Source organism: Parafrankia sp. EUN1f (assembly GCF_000177675.1).
Classification (GTDB): Bacteria; Actinomycetota; Actinomycetes; order Frankiales; family Frankiaceae; genus Parafrankia.
In genome coordinates this window covers 23,288-41,101 of sequence record NZ_ADGX01000077.1, presented here as the reverse complement: position 1 = coordinate 41,101, position 17,814 = coordinate 23,288, and the positions used below count along the sequence as shown (strand labels likewise).

General features: G+C 73.8%; 9 protein-coding genes. 5 read left to right on the top strand and 4 right to left on the bottom strand.

Features of this window, described 5'->3' with window-relative positions; genetic code table 11:
- Positions 1-1,449: circularly permuted type 2 ATP-grasp protein (locus FREUN1FDRAFT_RS22175; RefSeq protein WP_006542436.1), on the bottom strand; the 1,449-nt coding region annotated here is incomplete at its 3' end.
- 314 nt (positions 1,450-1,763) lie between these two features.
- On the opposite strand from FREUN1FDRAFT_RS22175, the gene rfbB reads away from it, so the two are divergent.
- From rfbB to FREUN1FDRAFT_RS44105, 5 genes are all read left to right on the top strand, one after another.
- Positions 1,764-2,768 carry a dTDP-glucose 4,6-dehydratase gene (gene rfbB / locus FREUN1FDRAFT_RS22170; protein ID WP_006542435.1) on the top strand — a complete coding sequence of 335 codons (1,005 nt, stop codon included), beginning with the start codon at positions 1,764-1,766 and terminating at the stop codon, positions 2,766-2,768.
- A 264-nt stretch (positions 2,769-3,032) separates the two neighbouring features.
- Positions 3,033-4,238, top strand: a complete 1,206-nt coding sequence (locus tag FREUN1FDRAFT_RS22165) for an SDR family oxidoreductase (RefSeq protein WP_006542434.1) — start codon at positions 3,033-3,035, stop codon at positions 4,236-4,238.
- Positions 4,235-6,037, top strand: a complete 1,803-nt coding sequence (locus FREUN1FDRAFT_RS22160; protein ID WP_006542433.1) for a PfaD family polyunsaturated fatty acid/polyketide biosynthesis protein — start codon at positions 4,235-4,237, stop codon at positions 6,035-6,037. Before FREUN1FDRAFT_RS22165 ends, FREUN1FDRAFT_RS22160 begins: the two co-directional genes overlap by 4 nt.
- 71 nt (positions 6,038-6,108) lie before the next feature.
- Complete coding sequence (locus FREUN1FDRAFT_RS44110; protein ID WP_006542432.1) at positions 6,109-9,609, top strand: type I polyketide synthase; 3,501 nt, start codon at positions 6,109-6,111, stop codon at positions 9,607-9,609.
- Positions 9,507-13,010: an SDR family NAD(P)-dependent oxidoreductase gene (locus FREUN1FDRAFT_RS44105; protein WP_157475159.1), complete on the top strand. Its 3,504-nt coding sequence runs from the start codon at positions 9,507-9,509 to the stop codon at positions 13,008-13,010. The genes FREUN1FDRAFT_RS44110 and FREUN1FDRAFT_RS44105 overlap by 103 nt, the downstream gene beginning before the upstream one ends.
- Before the next feature lie 58 nt (positions 13,011-13,068).
- Here FREUN1FDRAFT_RS44105 and FREUN1FDRAFT_RS22150 read toward each other — a convergent pair whose 3' ends face one another.
- From FREUN1FDRAFT_RS22150 to glgA, 3 genes are all read right to left on the bottom strand, one after another.
- Complete coding sequence (locus FREUN1FDRAFT_RS22150) at positions 13,069-15,642, bottom strand: ABC transporter permease (protein WP_006542430.1); 2,574 nt, start codon at positions 15,640-15,642, stop codon at positions 13,069-13,071.
- Positions 15,643-15,653: 11 nt separating this feature from the next.
- Positions 15,654-16,409 carry an ABC transporter ATP-binding protein gene (locus FREUN1FDRAFT_RS22145; RefSeq protein ID WP_050795975.1) on the bottom strand — a complete coding sequence of 252 codons (756 nt, stop codon included), beginning with the start codon at positions 16,407-16,409 and terminating at the stop codon, positions 15,654-15,656.
- A 174-nt stretch (positions 16,410-16,583) separates the two neighbouring features.
- Positions 16,584-17,768, bottom strand: a complete 1,185-nt coding sequence (gene glgA, locus FREUN1FDRAFT_RS22140) for a glycogen synthase (RefSeq protein ID WP_006542428.1) — start codon at positions 17,766-17,768, stop codon at positions 16,584-16,586.
- Positions 17,769-17,814 lie beyond the last annotated feature (46 nt).

Sequence of the window (17,814 nt, the reverse complement as noted above, 5' to 3'; positions counted from 1 at the left end):
GAGCCGTTCCGGGGCGAGCACCCAGGTGTCCTTGGAGCCCCCGCCCTGGCTGGAGTTCACGACCAGGCTGCCGCGGGGCAGCGCGACCCGGGTCAGGCCGCCGGGCAGCACCCAGATCCGGTTCCCGTCGTTGACGGCGAACGGGCGCAGGTCGACGTGCCGGGGGCCGAGCCGGTCGCCGGCGAGCGTCGGCGAGGTGGAGAGCTTCACGACCGGCTGGGCGATCCAGCCGCGCGGGTCGCCCAGCACCCGGGCCCGCAGCTCGGCGAGCTCCGCCTCGGTCGCCTGCGGCCCGATGACGATTCCCTTGCCGCCGGAGCCGTCCACCGGCTTGACCACCAGCGCGTCGAGGTTGTCCAGTACGTGCGCCCGCTGGTCGGGCTCCTCGAGCCGGAAGGTGTCGATGTTGCGCAGGACCGGCTCCTCACCCAGGTAGTAGCGGATGAGGTCCGGGACATAGGTGTACATCAGCTTGTCGTCGGCGACGCCGTTGCCGACCGCGTTGGCGATCGTCACGTTGCCGGCCCTGGCCACGTTCAGCAGGCCGGCGCACCCGACCATCGACTCCGGGCGGAAGTGCAGCGGGTCGAGCCAGTCGTCGTCGACCCGCCGGTAGATCACGTGCACGGGCTGCTCACCCTCGGTGGTGCGCATCGTGACCCGGTTGTTGCGCACCGACAGGTCCCGGCCCTCGACCAGCTCGACACCCATCTGCCGGGCCAGCAGCGCGTGCTCGAAGTAGGCCGCGTTGTAGACCCCGGGGGTGAGCACGACGACGGTCGGGTCGGCGACCTCGGGCGGAGCCGCCGCACGCAGGGCGTGCAGCAGATGCGTGGCGTAGTCGGCCACCGGACGCACCCGGTGCGTCGCGAACAGCTCCGGGAAGACCCGGGTCATCGCCCGCCGGTTCTCGATGACGTAGCTCACTCCGGACGGGACGCGGACGTTGTCCTCCAGGACCCGGAAGTCCCCGTTCTCGTCGCGGACGAGGTCGATACCGCTGACGTGGGCACGGACACCGTTCGGCGGGTCGACGCCGTGCGCCGCGCGGTGGAAGTGCGAGCTCGACAGCACGAGCCGGCGGGGCACGATGCCGTCCGCGAGCACCTCGGCGGGCCCGTAGACGTCCGCGAGGAACGCCTCCAGGGCGCGCACCCGCTGCACGACACCGCGTTCGATGACCTCCCACTCGTCCCCGGAGAGCAGCCGGGGTACCAGGTCCAGGGGGAACGGGCGTTCCTCCCCGAAGAGGTTGAAGGTGATGCCGGCGTCCCGGAAGGCCCGGTCCAACGCCACCTTGCGGGCAGCAAGGTCGGCGCTGCTCAGCGGCTGGAGCGCGTCGTGCAGGGCGGAGTACACATCCCGGGGGCGGTGGGTCGGGTCGAAGACCTCGTCCCACGCAGCCGCCGCAACGACCTCCGCCGCATACCCCTCGAACAGGTCGGCCACGGGCTGCAGCGTAGGGGTTCCGTGTTACCGCCGCATGACGGCATCGTCGCTGGTCAGACGATCTTCAGCACACGGCGCTTCGGTGCTGGTCCGCCGACTGCCCGCCGGCTGCCCGTCAGCTGACCGCGGACTGCGTGCCGGCTGCCCGTCAGCTGACCTCGGGCTGCGTGCCGGCCGCGTGCCGGCCGCCGAGCACCCGTCGGCCGTCGGGCGACGCCGGGTGGGCCTCACCGCCGGCCGGCGCCGGGCGTAGGCGAGTATGTACCTGCGACCGATGCGACGATGCACCGAATGACGCGGCGAAAGGCGAACGGATGACGACTCTGCTGGTGACCGGAGCTGCCGGATTCATCGGGTCCAACTTCGTCCGGTACTGGCTGGGCACGCACCCGGGCGACCGCGTGGTCGCGCTCGACGCGCTGACCTACGCCGGCTGCCGGGAGAACCTCGCGGACATCGAGGCGGGGATCACCTTCGTCCACGGCGACATCCGCGACCGCGACCGGATCGAGTCCCTGCTGCGTGAGCACCGGGTCGACGTCGTCGTGAACTTCGCCGCCGAGTCGCACAACAGCCTCGCGATCATCCGTCCCGGGGACTTCTTCTCGACCAACGTGATGGGCACGCAGGCGCTGCTGGAGGCGGCGCGCACGGTCGGTGTCGCGCGCTTCCACCAGATCTCCACCTGCGAGGTCTACGGCGACATGGATCTCGACGACCCGGGCGCGTTCACCGAGGACTCGCCCTACCTGCCGCGGACGCCCTACAACGCCGCCAAGGCGGGGTCGGACCATGCCGTACGCGCCTACGGGTACACCTACGGGCTGCCGATCACGATCACGAACTGCTCGAACAACTACGGGCCCTTCCAGTTCCCGGAGAAGGTCATCCCGCTGTTCGTGACCCGGGCGCTGCAGGGCGAGTCGCTGCCGCTCTACGCCTCGACGAAGAACCGGCGCGAGTGGCTGCACGTGATCGACCACTGCCGGGCCATCGAGGCGGTGCTCGAACGCGGCACGGTCGGCGAGACGTACCACGTCGGCAGCGGCATCGAGGCCGACATCGAGACCATCGCGGACATGATCCTCGGTGAGCTGGGCCTGCCGGCGTCACTGAAGACCATCGTGCCCGACCGCCCCTCCCACGACCGCCGCTATCTGCTCGACTCCAGCAAGCTGCGCACCGCGCTCGGGTGGGAGCCCCGGATCAGTTTCGCGGACGGGATGAAGGCGACGATCGGCTGGTACCGCGACAACGAGTCCTGGTGGCGCCCGCTCATCGGGCGCTCCCCGGTCACGGAGACCGCCTGGCAGAGCTGAGCGCCGCGGCCAACCGCCCGGCCCGTCGGCCCGCTCCGGACCCGGCCGGGCGGACGTCCGCGAACATGTGGTCACCGAGAGAGACCATATTGTTACACACCCGCCAGTTGGGTATCTCCCCTCGGCAAGAGTGTTCCCGGCTTCTGATCCCGGGTCGGGGGGAGCTGCCCCGTTTCCTCGGCCGCGCACGGATACCGCTGCGCGCCCGCACGGATCACCGGGAGACACGTCCGTATCCCGGCTGGTCAGGGGACGTGATGCGCAATGGCAACCGCGGTAACGGGCCCGACCGGGTTCCTCGGCCTCCGTCTCGTCCGGGCGCTGCTCGATCGCGATCATGACGAGCCGCTGATCCTGCTCGCCCACACGGGATCCACGGCGGCGATCGACCGGCTCTCCTGTTTCCTGACGGCCACCGGCGCCGGACCGCGCCGGACCGAGGAGCTGCTGCGCCGGGTCCGGGTCGTCGACGTCGACGTCGCACGGCCGCGGCTGGGGCTGACCGAGACCGCCTTCGGGGAGCTGGCCGGCCAGATCGACGTCCTGTGGCACTCCGCCGCGTCCACCAGCCTCAGCGGCGAGCTCGCGGATCTGCGGCGGGTGAACGTCGACGGCACCCGGCACGTCCTGGAGCTGGCGGCCGCCGGCGCGCGCCGGCCGGTCGTCCACCATGTGAGCACCGCGTTCGTGGTGGGCCGCAGATCCGATCCCGTCATCTACGAGGACGACCTGGCCCTGCCCGCGGACGGCTTCGAGACCGACTACGAGCACACGAAGTACGACGCCGAGGTGCTCGTCCACGAATGGTCGGCCGAAGCCGATCGCCCGGCCGTCGTGTACCGGCCGAGCATCCTCGTCACGGACCAGCCGCCGCGCCCCGACCTGCCTGAGCAGACGCTGACGGCCGTCACCCGGGCGATCGTGACGGTCGCCGCACTGGCCGTCGACCGGGGGCTCGGAACCGGCCCGCAGGGGCCGGGCCGTGTGCAGACCATCCGCATCGTGGGCAATCCGCGTGCCAGCTGGAACATGATGCCGGTCGAGGACGCCGCGCGGGACATGGCCCGGATCGCACAGCGGGTCCGCCCGCGCGGGGTGAGCACGTTTCACATCGTGCACGGCGAGAACCTGCCGGTCTCGACCCTGTGCGAGCTGCTGGAGAGCCAGCTCGCGCTGCGGATGCAGCTGGTCGCCGACTATCCGCGGGATCCGACCGCGCTCGAGGAGCTGATCTACCGGATCCCGGGGTTCCCCAGGTACCTGGAACACCGCCATGTCTTCGACGACACCCGGGCGCGGACCACGCTGGGTGAACGGACGTCCGACACCCGGGTCGACCGGGACTACCTGCTGTCCGCGATCGGCGCCGCGACCGCCCCGAAGACTCGCGACGCCCTGGGGGACCAGGACCTCGACCAGGCGCTGTCCGAGCGCCTGCGCGCCGCCCTCGCCCCGGAGGGCGCCCGATGACCGACCGACCGACGACCGGGCGACCGACGACCGGGCGACCGACGACGGGACGGCCGACGACCGGGCGACCGACGATCGGCGTGGCACGAGTCGGCGCACGTGGCACGGCCCCGGTCGGGACCCGCGGCGCGCCGCGACTCGGGACCCGCGGCGTGGCACGGCCCGGCATCCGCGGCGCGGCACCGGTCGGCCGGCCCTCGTACGGCCCGCCGACCTGGCAGCCGGGAACCCAGCCGGCCGCGTTCACCGGGCCGGAGCTGGCGGCGGCCGCACGCCTGGTACGCGAGCCCGCGCACCTGCTGTCGGTGCCCGGCCGGGGAACCGGACTCGGACTCGGAGTCGGCGGCCGGGTCGGCCCCGGCCGCGGATCCGGGCCCACGGTCGTCGCGACGCTGCCGCCGCTGTACCCGGAATGGCTGGGTGACCGCTCGTTCACCGAGGCGCACCAGGTGCGTTTCCCCTACATCGCCGGCGAGATGGCCACCGGAATCGCCACCACCGGCCTGGTCACGGCGATGGCCCGGGCACAGATGCTGGGGTTCTTCGGCTCGGGCGGGCTGGCTCCCGACCGGATCGAGGACGCCGTCCGCACCCTGGCCCGGGATCTGGCCGGCCGGTCGAACTGGGGCGTGAACCTGCTGCACTCGCCCGGCATCCCGGCGCTGGAGGAGGCCACCGCGGCGATCCTGCTGCGGCACCCGGTTCCCCGCATCTGCGCGTCGGCGTTCATGACGATCACGCCGGCCGTGGTCCGCTGCGCGGTGGACGGGCTGCGGCGGGCCCCGGACGGGAGGGTGGTTCGCGCCCGCAGGATCTTCGCCAAGATCTCCCGGCCGGAGGTGGCCGAGCAGTTCATGTCGCCCGCACCCGCGTCGGTGCTGCGAACGCTGGCCGCCCGCGGCGAGATCACCGCCGAGGAGGCGGAGCTGGCCGCCGGGATCCCGATCGCGCAGGACATCACCGTCGAGGCCGACAGCGGCGGGCATACCGACGGGCGCCCGCTGGGCGTGCTGCTGCCCGCGGTGCAGGCCACCCGGGACCAGGTCGTGGCGCGTTTCGGCTACCGCGAGCCGATCCGGGTGGGCGCGGCCGGCGGGCTCGGCACGCCCCAGGCGGTCGCGGCGGCATTCGCGCTCGGAGCGGCCTACGTGCTCACCGGGTCGGTGAACCAGGTGAGCGCCGAGTCCGGGCAGTCCGGGCCGGCGCAGGCGATGCTGGCGTCGGCCGGCATCGCCGACGTGGCGATGGCCCCGGCGGCGGACATGTTCGAGCTCGGCGCGAAGGTCCAGGTGCTGCGCCGCGGCACGATGTACGCGGCCAGGGCCGGTGCGCTCTACGACGCCTATCGCCAGTACCCGTCGCTGGAGGCGATCGACGGCCCGGCCCGGGCCAGGCTGGAGCGGGATGTCTTCGGCGCCACGTTCGACGACGTGTGGGCACGCACCCGCGACTACTGGCAGCAACGCGATCCCGGCCAGCTCGACCGCGCCTCGCACGATCCGAAACACCGGATGGCCCTGGTGTTCCGGTGGTACCTGGGCAGCTCCGGTCGGTGGGCGCTCGCCGGCGACACCGACCGGCGCGCCGACTACCAGATCTGGTGCGGGCCGGCGATGGGCGCCTTCAACGACTGGGTCCGCGGCAGCCACCTGGCCGATCCGGCCAACCGGTCCGTCGTCCAGATCGCGCTCAACCTGCTCGAGGGCGCCGCCGTGCACACCCGTTTCCAGCAGCTGCGTGCCTGTGGGCTCCCGATGCCGGTCGCGCGGTTCGCCCCGCGCCCCCTCGAACCGCGATAGGCCGACGTTCGCGACCAGACGGTGGGAACGGAACAGACGGCGACAGGCCGGCGGACAAGGAGGATGACCAGATGTCGGACGCCGAACGCGCCCCACAGCCCCCGATCGCGGTGGTCGGCGTCGGGGCCATCATGCCGGGATCGACCGACGCCGCGGGCTTCTGGACCTCGATCATCCGCGGCGAGGACCTGATCACGACGGTTCCGCCCTCCCACTGGCTGGTTGACGACTACTACGACCCGGACCCGACCACCCCGGACAAGACCTACGTCCGTCGCGGGTCCTTCCTGCCCACCGTGGCCTTCGACCCGACCCGGTTCGGCATACCGCCCAACATCATCCCCGCGACGGACACGGCCCAGCTCTTCGCGCTGCTGGTGGCCGACCAGACCCTTCGCGACGCCCTGGGCGACCGGTACGAATCCGCCGACCGCGGCGGCATCGGGATCATTCTCGGCAGCGGGAACCTGGAGCTGCTGACCGAGGTCTCCACCCGGCTGGGCCGGCCCACATGGCTGCGGACCCTGCGCGAGCTGGGCTACCCGCCCGAGGAGGCGGAGCGGATCTGCCAGCGCATGGTCCGGGACTATCCGCAGTGGCAGGAGGCCACCCTGCCGGGCGGACTGGGCAACATCGTCGCCGGCCGGGTCGCGAACAAGCTTGACCTGCACGCGGTGAACTACACCGTCGACGCGGCCTGCGCGAGTTCGCTGGCGGCGGTCTCCGCCGGCGTGAACGAGCTGGTCCTGGGCCGGGCCGACATGATCATCGCCGGTGGGGTGGACGCGCTGAACAACCCGACCACCTTCGTCAGCTTCTCCAAGACGCCGGCGCTGTCCCCGTCCGAGGACTGCCGGCCGTTCTCCGCCGCGGCGGACGGGACGCTGCTCGGCGAAGGCGTCGGCATGGTCGCGCTCAAGCGGCTCGCCGACGCGCAAAGTGACGGTGACCGGATCTACGCGGTCATCCGGGGCATCGGCTCCTCCTCCGACGGCCAGGGCCAGGCGATCTACGCGCCGGCGATCGGCGGCCAGGTCCGCGCCGTGCGGGCCGCCTACGCCGACGCCGGGTACGGGCCGGACACGGTCGAGCTGGTCGAGGCACACGGCACGGGCACACCGGTCGGAGATCGGATCGAGGTGAACGCGCTGTCCGAGGTGTTCGGGGCGAGCGGGCGTCCCGATCGGCGCTGGTGCGCGCTGGGGTCGGTGAAGTCGCAGATCGGGCACACGAAATCGGCGGCCGGAGCGGCCGGCCTGCTCAAGGTCGTGCTCGCCCTGCACCACCGGGTTCTCCCCCCGACCATCAAGGTCGGCGAGCCGAACGCCGACCTTGATCTCGAGTCCGGGCCGTTCTACCTGAACACCGTCAGCCGGCCGTGGCTGCGCACAGCCGCCTATCCGCGCCGTGGCTCGGTCTCGAGCTTCGGCTTCGGGGGCATCAACTTCCACATCGCGGTCGAGGAGGCCCCGGATCCGGTCGACCGGCCGGATGGCGGCGCGCCCGGGTCGCCCCGTTCCACCGAGTCGTCCCGTTCCACCGAGTCGTCCCGTTCCACCGAGTCGTCCCGTTCCACCGAGTCGTCCCGTTCCACCGAGTCGTCTCGTTCCACGGTGTCGACGTCCACGCACCGCTCCTGGCCCGGTCCCGGCAGCGAGCTGATCCTGTTCTCCGCCGACACCCCGGAAGACCTCCTGCGGGCCGTCCGCGCGGTCGAGGCGCGCCCGCCGGCCGAGGTCGCCCGCGAGCGTGCCGCGGACTTCGACCCTCGCCACCCCGCCCGGCTCGCGGTGGTCGCGAACACCGCCGAGTGCCTCACCGAGGCGCTCGACCAGGCGGCGAACCTGATCGCCCAGCGGCCAGGGCAGTCCTTCACCAACCCGCGGGGCGTGCACTACGCCGCAGGCGCTCCACCATCCGCGCGGCCGGTCTTCCTCTTCCCCGGCCAGGGCAGCCAGTTCAGCGGGATGGGCGTGGACGTGGCCGTGCGTTACCCGGCCGCGAAGGCGGTCTGGGACCGGTTCGGCGACCTGAAGATCGGCGAACCGGCGAACGGCGACCCCGTGAACGGCAGCGCGGCCGGCGGCAGCGCGGCGAACGGATCGGCGAACGGATCGGACACGCTGCGGCGGATCGTCTTCCCGCCACCGGCGTTCACCGCCGCCGACCGCGCGGCGCACCGGGACGCGCTGACCGCGGCCGCGCAGCCCGCCATCGCCGCCCACTCCCTGGCCCTGCTCGCGGTGCTGGCGTCCTACGGCGTCGGGCCGGCCGCGGTGGCCGGGCACAGCTTCGGTGAGCTCACCGCCCTGCACGCGGCCGGGGTCTTCGACGCGGACCAGCTCATCCGGCTCGCCCACTTCCGCGGTGAGCTGATGCGCCGGACCATCGCGACGACACCGGGCCGGATGCTCGCCGTGTCGGCCACGCGCGACGAGGTGATCTCCGTGATCGACGGGGCCGGGCTCTCCGAGGTGTGGCTGACGAACCACAACGCCCCCCGCCAGGTCGTCCTCTCCGGCTCCGGCGAGTGCCTGGAGGCCATGCGCGAACGGCTCGCCGCCGACGGTGTCACCACCCGTTGGCTGGACACGGCCACGGCCTTCCACTGCCCGCTGGTCCGCGCGGCCCGCGACCCGCTGCGACGATTCCTCGACGACGTGCCGATGCACCCGCCGCGGATCCCGGTGCACGCCGGGCTCGACGGAAGGCCGCACCCCGGCGACCCGGAGCTGATCCGCGACCGGATCGCCGAGCAGCTCACCTCACCCGTGCTGTTCCTCGACGAGATCGAGGCCCTGTACGCGTCCGGGGCGCGGGTGTTCGTCGAGGTCGGCCCCGGTTCCACGCTGACCGGGCTGGTCGGGCAGATCCTCGATGGCCGTGAGCATGTGGCCGTCAGCCTGGACCGCCCCGGGCAGGACGGTGACGCCTCGCTCCAGTCCGCGCTGGGCCTGCTGGCGGTGCACGGCGTGCCCCTCGACCTGCGTCCGGTCACGGACGCACCGCGACCCGCGACGCCGACCCGGAGGCCGGTGATGACGATGGAGATCGACGGAGCGAACTACGGGCATCTGGGCATGCAGACCGGGCCACGCGAGGCCCAGGCCTCCGCCAGCTCCGTCACGGTGCCACCGGCCGGGACCGGCAACGGGCACCGTCCGACGCGCGGCCTGTCCTCGCCGGCACCGGTCACGCCGCCGCAGCCGTCCCCGCCCCGGCGGAGCCGACGCCATCGCCGCAGGCCATGGCACCGCGGCAGACCACGGCGTCTCCGGAGACGATGGCACCGCCCGAAACGATGGCACTGCCCGAGACGATGGCACCGCCCGCGAGCGCGGCACCGCCCGAGAGTATGGCGTCTCCGGAGCCGATGGCACCGCCGGAGGCCATGGCACCGCCGGACGCGAGACCACTGCCGGAGCCCGTTTCGACGTCTGAGCCCATGGCGGTGCCCCGGGCGACGCCGATGCCCGGGACCGTCGACATGTCGGGATCGGCCTGGCCGGCCGCACTCGCCGAGGTGCACCGGCGGACCACCGAGGCGCACACCGCCTTTGCGCAGCTCATGACCGAGGCGCACCTGGAGTTCCTGCGCATGTCGGGCACGGCCTTCACCTGGTTGCTCGCCGGGCAGGACGAAGCGGTTGCCGGGGACGTCCTGTACACCGAGGCTCCGTCCGACCCACCGGCGCCCTCCGCCTCCGTCCCCGCCTCGACACCCGTCGCGGCCCCTGCCCAGGTAGCCCCGGGGCCGGCCGCCCCTGCCCAGGAAGCACCCAGCCCCGCGCCCATCGGCGCGCCGCCCGCCACCCCGACGAGCGCGGCACCGGGTGCGGCGGTGCGGCCACCGGAAACCAGCGAGCCCGCGCCGCCCACGGCGGCACCGGACCCCGAGGAGATCGCGCGGCTGCTGATCGACACCGTGGCCGAGCGGACCGGCTATCCGGTCTCGGTGCTCTCGCTGGACATGGAGATGGAGAACGACCTCGGCATCGACTCACTGAAGAAGATCGAAATCCTGTCCGCGCTGCGCCAGCACGCGGGCGACGCGGTGCTCGACATGAGCGAGGGCGACAACATCGCCGAGCTGGGCGCGGCCCGGACACTGCGCGACGTGGTGGAGCTGATCCGCCGGCACATCGACGAGGCTGCCGGGGGTGGAGCGGGGGGCGAAGCCGGAGCCGCGGCCGGAACCGGCCCGACGACGAACGAGGCGGCCGGCGGCCAGAACGCCCAGGTGGGGCAGTCGAACGGGCGGCAGCCGGCCCCCGACGACCCGGCCGCACCCGCCGCCGGGGGTGAGGCCCCCTTTCAAGGCGGCGGATCCGACGACGCGGCCGGCCTGACCGCCACGGTCGAGGCGCTCGTCCGGGCACCGGCCCCCGGGCTGGCGCTGCCGGGACTGGGCCTGGGACCCCTGGTGATCGTCGACGGCGGCAGCGGGGTGGCCGAGCCGCTGGCGCAACGGCTGCGGGCAGCCGGCCTCGACGCGACGGTCCGGGGCGGCGACCAGCCGAAGCCGGACGGCACGTTGCCCCGGGGCAGTGAGCTGCCCCCGGACGGGGCGTTGCCCGCCGAGACCGGCGGCCTGATCCTGCTCGGCGCGCTGGCCGAGCTCGATTCCACCAACCCGGCACAGCCGGCAGCGGTGGCGGCGCTGGCGGTTCAGGAGGCGTCCTTCCGCTGGGTGCGCGCGGCTGCCGCCACCGCCGCGGCCCGCGCCGGCGTCCTCGTGACCGTCCAGGACACCGGTGGCGACTTCGGGCTGTCCGGCCGCCACGGCGACCGGGCCTGGCTCGGCGGTCTGGCCGCGTTGGCCCGCGCCGCGGGCACCGAGTGGCCGGAGGCGTCGGTGAAGGCCATCGACTGTGAGCGGGGTGGGCGGGACGCCGGCCAGGTGGCCGCCGCCATCGCGCGGGAGCTGCTCTCGGGCGGCGCCGAACGGGATGTCGGGCTGTCGGCCGACGGCATCCGCGTCGCCGCGCGCACGGTGCCGGCCCCGCTCGCGACGTCCGGGGCAGACCGGACCGGGGAGAGCCCGCGGGCGGGGCTGCGCCTCGGCCCCGACTCGGTGGTGGTCGCCACCGGCGGGGCTCGCGGGATCACCGCCGCCGCCATGCTGGAACTGGCGCGGCGCTACCGCCCGCGGCTGGCGCTGCTGGGTCGCACCAGGCTGACGGACGAGCCGGCGGGCCTGGCGGCGGCGACGGACGAGGCCGGGCTGATCAAGCTGTTGGCGTCCCAGCGCGGTCCGGAGGTGGGACCGGCGCGGATCCGCGCCGAGGCGCGCGAGGTGCTCGCCGTCCGCGAGGTGCGTGCCACCCTCGCCGCGCTCACGGAGCTCGGTGTCCCCGCCCGCTACCTGGTCGCCGACGTGCGCGACGCCGACGCGGTCTCGGCGGCGCTCGGCGAGATCCGGCGGGAGTGGGGGCCGGTGACCGCGTTCGTCCACGGCGCCGGAACACTCGCGGACAAGCTCATCGCCGACAAGTCGGACGAGGCGTTCCACCGGGTTCTCGCCACCAAGGCCGGTGGCCTGCTGACCATGCTCACCCAGCTGCGGGACGACCCACTCGACCTGATCTGCCTGTTCTCCTCGGTGACCGGCTGGTTCGGGAACGCCGGCCAGTGCGACTACGCGATGGCCAACGCCACTGTGGATCAGGTGGCCTCGGTGCTCGCGGCGGGCGGGGATGCCGCGCGCCCCGGCGACGGCCGGGCGGGCGATCGCGGCGATCACGGCGATCACGGCGATCACGGCGATCACGGCGATCACGGCGATCACGGCGATCACGGCGATCACGGCGATCGGGTGGTCCGGTCGATCGCCTGGGGGCCGTGGGCCGGGGGCATGGTCGACCCGCTGCTCGCCGGCGTCTTCGCCCAGGCCGGTGTCGCGGCCATCCCGGTCGCCCGGGGCGCCGCCGCCTTCGCCGACGAGATCGCCCGGCACCGGCCGGATCCCCGGATCATGATCGCCGCGTCGGGCCCGAACGCCACCACCGTTGATCATCTGGAGGGCCTCGACCGGTCCGGCGACACGGCCGACGGTGACGGCTGGGCGAGGGCCGGGCTGCTGGGGCAGGTCACCGTGCGCCGGCAGACCCATTCCTGGCTGTCGGACCACAGCCCGGCCGGCACGGCGGTGGCGCCGCTGGCGCTGGCGCTCGACTGGCTGGCGCGGGGGGCACGGGCCAGCACCCGCGACGTCGAGTCCGGCCTGCTCCTGCGGGATCTGCGGGTGCTGCGCAAGGCCTCGCTCCCCCACCTGGCCGACCAGGGCCACCACCTGCTGGTCCGCGCCGACACGACCGAAGCGGCCGGCGCACCCGACCGGGCGGGCACGCCCGGCCCGCCGGAGCTGGTCCTGCGGCTGTACGGCGATGACGGCGCGCCCCGGTACTCCGCGCGGCTGACCCACCAGCCCGACCGCGGACGCGGGCCGTCCGGGGCGGCCGGCTCCACCGACGGTTCCTGGCCGACTCCGGACGGGCTGATCCCCGGCGGCGGGGATCACGACCAGACCCGCATCTACGCCGAGGACGCCCTCTTCCACGGCCCCCGTTTCCGGGCCATCACCCAGATGACGGCCATGTCCGAACAGGGCGCCGAGGCCGTCGTCGTCGGGGTCGACGCGCTGGACTGGGGCGGCGGCGCCGACTGGTATCTCGACGTCGCGGCCCTGGACGGCGGGATGCAGCTCGCGGGTGTCTGGGCGTGGCGGGTGCTCGGCGGCGCCCTGCCGGTGGCCGTCCGGGAGTGCCGCATCCACCAGCCCGGCCTGCTGACCCGGCCGGCCCGCGCGGTCGTGCTGGCGGCGGGGATGAACGGCGACAGCGTCACCTTCTGCGATGTCGCGGTCGTCGACGACGACGGTGCCGCCCGGATCGAGCTGATCGGCGTGGAGCTGGTCCTGCGGCCCGACCGGGTGAAAACCGCCCAGGGGGTTCGCCCACGGGTCCAGGGCTGACGTTGGCCCGAAGAGCTGAGGATTCTGGTCGTCAGCACGCCAGAATCCTCAGCTCTTGTCAGATGGCAAAGCCAGTCTGGACGGCGGCCCGCGGCCGCGGTCTAGTCGACGACGCGCAGCGCGGCCGGGACGTCCATCCGGCGCACGCGCCGCGCGGCCAGCAGGGGGCCGCCGCCACCGTCAGCACCCCGAGCAGCAGGCTGGTGGCCACCGTGCGCGCGGACAGGGTCGCCGGGATCCCGAGGTCGGGCAGGGTCTCGGCGACCAGCACCTCGACCGTGTACCGAAGCGCCCAGTAGCCGGCGAGCAGGCCCAGCAGCGTCCCGAGCAGGCCGACCAGCGCGCTCTCGGCCACGGTCAGGCCGAGCACGGTGCGCTCCGGCAGGCCGAACGCCAGCATGGTCGCGTGCTCGCGGCGGCGCTCCTCCATCGCGATCGTCATCGCGTTGTAGGCGATGAGCAGGGCGAGCAGGAGCACGACGAGCTCGGCGATCCGCAGGATGCCGACGAAGTTGCGCAACAGCGAGCGGATCTCCTCGGTACTCGCCGTGGCCGGCACGACGGCGCCCACGCCCGGGACGGCGAGGACCGCCCGGGTCGCCGCCTTCTCGTCGTAGCCGGGCGCGGGTCGGACCATCAGCGAGTTCGTCGCACCGGTGAGGTTGAACGCACCGGCGGACCCGCTGTCGAGGAACACCACCGAACGCACCGGGAACGCGTGGATGCCGGCCACCCGCAGCGGCGTGTCGACGGTCCGCAGCCCGCCGTCGGCCCGGGCCGGATGGCGCAGGGTCAGCGTGTCCCCGGGCTCGACACCCAGGTCCTCGGCGGCCTTCTGGGCGATGAGCAGTCCGCCGGTGGGCCTGCCGTGGGTCACTCGAGGGGTCCACATCGCGTCGTCGTAGGCGAAGATGTAGGTGAGCACGTTCACGCCGGCACCAGCGCCCGTACCCGTACCCGTACCCGCACCCGCGCCGGCGGGCAGGAGCTGCCCCGGCAGGGCCAGGCCGGTGTCGACCTCCGCGACCGCGGGCAGGCGGCGGACGGCGGCGACGGTCGGCCCGTCCACCGGTTCCACCGCGGGCAGCGTCACCCGCAGCCGGTCCGCGGCGCCGGTGGTCAGCTCCGCCTCGGCGCTGTCGGTCGTCCGGTTGAACGTGTCGAGCTGACCGGTGAACACGACCAGGGCGGTGATGGCCGCCGCGATGCCCAGGGCGGTCAGCAGCGTCCGGCGCGGGGTACGGGCCAGGTTGCGCACCGGCATCCGCCGAATGCTCCCGCCGGGGGACGGCAGCCGCCGCGCGGCCCGCACCAGCGCGCTGGAGCGGCCGGCGACCGCGCTGACCCGGATCGCGTCGACCGGCTCGGAGCGCACCACCCGCAGGACCGGCCCGACGGCGGCGAGCAGGGGAAGCAGCAGCCCGATGACCGCGGCGCGGGCGAAGATGGAGGGCTGGAAGTCGGTGTGCCAGTCGGGCAGCGGGCCGATGTCACGCATCAGCGAGCCCATGGCGGCGGCGACCAGGAGGCCGACGCCGAGGCCGGCGACGACACCGAGCACCGCCACCTGCACGCCGAGCAGCAGCGGCCGCAGCGCGAGCAGGCCGGGACGCACGCCGAGCGCCATGGCGATGCCGATCTCCCGGCGTTGGGCGTCGACCGCCCGGCCGATCAGGTTGAACGCGGCGAAGACCGCACCGGCCAGCACGAGGACGGCCAGCACGTCCCACAGGCGCTGGTCGCTGTCGATCGCGTCGTAGAGGAGCTGGTAGGACGCCAGTTCGTCCCGGTTCGTGACTGTGGCGCTGACGTCCGGGAAGCTCGCGGCCAGCGCTGCGGACAGTTGCGCCCGCACGGCGTCGACGTCGGTGCCCGGGCGGACGGTGAGCACCACGTCGTTGACCCGACCCGGCAGGCCGGCCAGCCGCTGCGCGGTCGGGAGCGAGGTGAACAGCGCGGCGAACCCGGTCTGGGTGATCAGGCCCGGCTGCTCCCCCGGCAGGACGAAGTACTCGGGCGACTGGCCCTGCCCGACATAGGTGACCTCGGTGCCGCCGCTGATCCGGACGGTTCCGGTCGCCGGCAGGTGGTTCGCCCGCCCGAACGTGCGATCCAGCACGCCGACGGGTCGCCCCTCCGCGGCCGCGGACGCGGACGCGCCGCCCGCGGCCGCGCCGAGCCCGTGGCCATCCTCGACCCCGACGGAGTCGACCGGCGGCGACGCGGTCAGGTCGGTCCCGACGACCTCGCCACGCGCGAGGACGTCCTGCCCGCCGGCGGCGACCTCGACCTCCGTCGGGAAGATCAGCCGCTCGACGACGCCGGCCACATCCGGCGCGCTCGGCAGGGAGCGGACGAGACCGGCGAGCCGGCCCTGCTCGACCGTGCTCCCGGCGTCCAGGTGCGCGCGCACGTCGTGGACGTGGAGCTGGGCGAAACTGGCGTCGTAGGACTGCCGCCGCCACTGCGAGGAGCTGGACAGCCCCGCGTACAGGCCGGTGCCGAGACCGATCGTGACGGCCAGCGCGAGCACCAGCAGCCAGCGCTGGCGCAGGTCCCGCCACGACCAGCGCACCCACAGCGCCACCGACCCGACCGCCGCCGACCGGTCCCCCGTCGATCCGACCCCCACGGCAGGCCCGCCTACCAGCGCAGGTCGGACACGGGGATGGACCCGTCGGGCGGCGGGCCGTCAGCCACGATGTGGCCACTGGACAGCTCGACCACCCGGTCGGCGACCCGGGCGATCTCCCGGTTGTGCGTGACCACCAGGACCGTGCGGCCCGCGTCGGCCTGTGCCCGCAGCAGGGCGAGGATCTGCACACCGGTACCGAAGTCCAGCTCACCGGTGGGCTCGTCGGCGAGCAGGATCGGGTTGCCGGTCGCCAGGGCGCGCGCGATGGCCACCCGCTGCTGCTCACCGCCGGAGAGCTGGTGGGGAAAATGGTCGGCTCGATGCCCCAGGCCCACCTCGGCCAGCAGCCGCTCGGTGGTCTCCCGGGCCTGGCCGCGACCGGCCGCGTCGGCGCCGAAGCGGACGTTCTCCCCCGCGGTCAGCGCCGGGAACAGGTTGAACGACTGGAACACGAAGCTCACGGTCCGGCGCCGGACCTCGCGGCGGCGGCGGCGGGAGGCACCGGCCAGGTCGGCCCCGTCCAGCGTCACCGTGCCGTAGGTGGGGGTGTCGAGGGCGCCGACGAGGTTGAGCAGTGTCGTCTTCCCACAGCCCGACGGACCGAGGATGACGATGAAGGCGGCGCCCTCCACCCGCAGGCTCACCCCGGCCAGCGCGGTGACCGCCGACTCACCGGCCCCGTAGCGCCGTCCGACCCCGTCCAGCGCCAGCCGGGCGCCGGACGTGCCGCTCCCGGGGCTGTCCGTATGATCCGCAGAATCCACGGAATCCGGGTGATCCGGGTGATCCGGGTGATCAGCGTCGCCACCGTTCCAGCGCACCGGCCCCCCACTCGCCAGCCTGCGAACCACTCACAGTAAGCAGACTTTACGTCACGCTGGGTAGTCGATGCTCGGGTGTGGCGGCCCGCTGTCGTCCCGGTCGGGTCAGGCTGCGGCTCAGCCTGGTCGGGCCGCGACCTCGGCGTAGAGGCGGGCGGTCCGCTCGGCCACCGCGGCCCAGCCGAACTCGGCGACGGCCCGCTCCCGGCCCGCCCGGCCCATCGCGGCGGCGCGGGCGGGGTCCGCGAGCACCTCGTTGACGGCCCCCGCCAGCGCCGTGGGGTCGTCCGGCGGGACGAGCAGACCCGTCGAACCGTCCGCGACGACCTCCGGGATGCCGCCGACCCGGGAGGCGACCACCGCGGTGGCGCAGGCCATCGCCTCCAGATTGACGATGCCCAGCGGCTCGTATACCGACGGGCAGACGAACACGGTGGCGTGCGAGAGCAGCTGGATGACCTCGGGCTTCGCGAGCATCCCCGACAGCCAGACCACGCCGCCGCGGCTGGCGCGCAGGCCGTCGACCAGCTCGGTGACCTCGCGGTGCAGGTCCTCGGTGTCCGGGGCGCCGGCGCAGAGCACCAGCTGGGCGGCAGGGTCGATCGCCGCGGCGGCGCGCAGCAGGACCGGCAGGCCCTTCTGCCGGGTGATCCGGCCGACGAAGACGACATACGGGCGGTCGGGGTCCACGCCGTACCGCTCGAGGACGTCGGTGCGCGGGTCGGGGGCGTACTCGTCGGTGTCGATGCCGTTGCGGATGACGTGGACGCGCGCCGGATCGACCGCGGGGTAGGCGTCGAGGATGTCGGTGCGCATGCCGTCGCTGACCGCCACGACGGCCGCCGCGGACTCGATCGCGATCCGCTCGCACCAGGACGACAGCGCGTACCCGCCGCCGAGCTGTTCGGCCTTCCAAGGCCGGCGTGGTTCGAGCGAGTGCGCGGTCATCACGTGCCCGATGCCCTCGACCAGCGAGATCAGGTGCCCCGCGAGGTTGGTGTACCAGGTGTGGGAGTGCACGACATCGGCACCGCCGGCCCGGTTGACCGCCGCGGCCATCGACAGGTCCATCGAGGCGATCCGCAGCGCGTCGTTCGCCCCGTCGAGGGCGGGCCAGGGCCGGTGCGCCCGCACCGCGGCCGTGCCGCTGCCGCCCCCGGCAGCGGACGGGAGCGGGTCACCCTCGTAGTGGACGGTCAGCTCCACCAGCCGGGCCAGCTCGCGGGCGAGGTACTCGACGTGTACCCCGGCACCGCCGTAGACGTTCGGCGGGAACTCCCGGGTGAGCAGCGCGACGCGCATCCGCTTCTCGATCCTCCGCAGGCTCGGCAGGTATCACAGGTTTCGA

What these genes read in the sequence shown, in the direction of transcription:
- FREUN1FDRAFT_RS44110 (WP_006542432.1), top strand. Translation starts at nt 6,109, where the DNA reads ATGTCGGACGCCGAACGCGCCCCACAGCCCCCGATCGCGGTGGTCGGC.
- FREUN1FDRAFT_RS44105 (WP_157475159.1), top strand. Translation starts at nt 9,507, where the DNA reads ATGCCCGGGACCGTCGACATGTCGGGATCGGCCTGGCCGGCCGCACTC.
- FREUN1FDRAFT_RS22165 (WP_006542434.1), top strand. Translation starts at nt 3,033, where the DNA reads ATGGCAACCGCGGTAACGGGCCCGACCGGGTTCCTCGGCCTCCGTCTC.
- rfbB (WP_006542435.1), top strand. Translation starts at nt 1,764, where the DNA reads ATGACGACTCTGCTGGTGACCGGAGCTGCCGGATTCATCGGGTCCAAC.
- FREUN1FDRAFT_RS22160 (WP_006542433.1), top strand. Translation starts at nt 4,235, where the DNA reads ATGACCGACCGACCGACGACCGGGCGACCGACGACCGGGCGACCGACG.
- glgA (WP_006542428.1), bottom strand. Translation starts at nt 17,768, where the DNA reads ATGCGCGTCGCGCTGCTCACCCGGGAGTTCCCGCCGAACGTCTACGGC.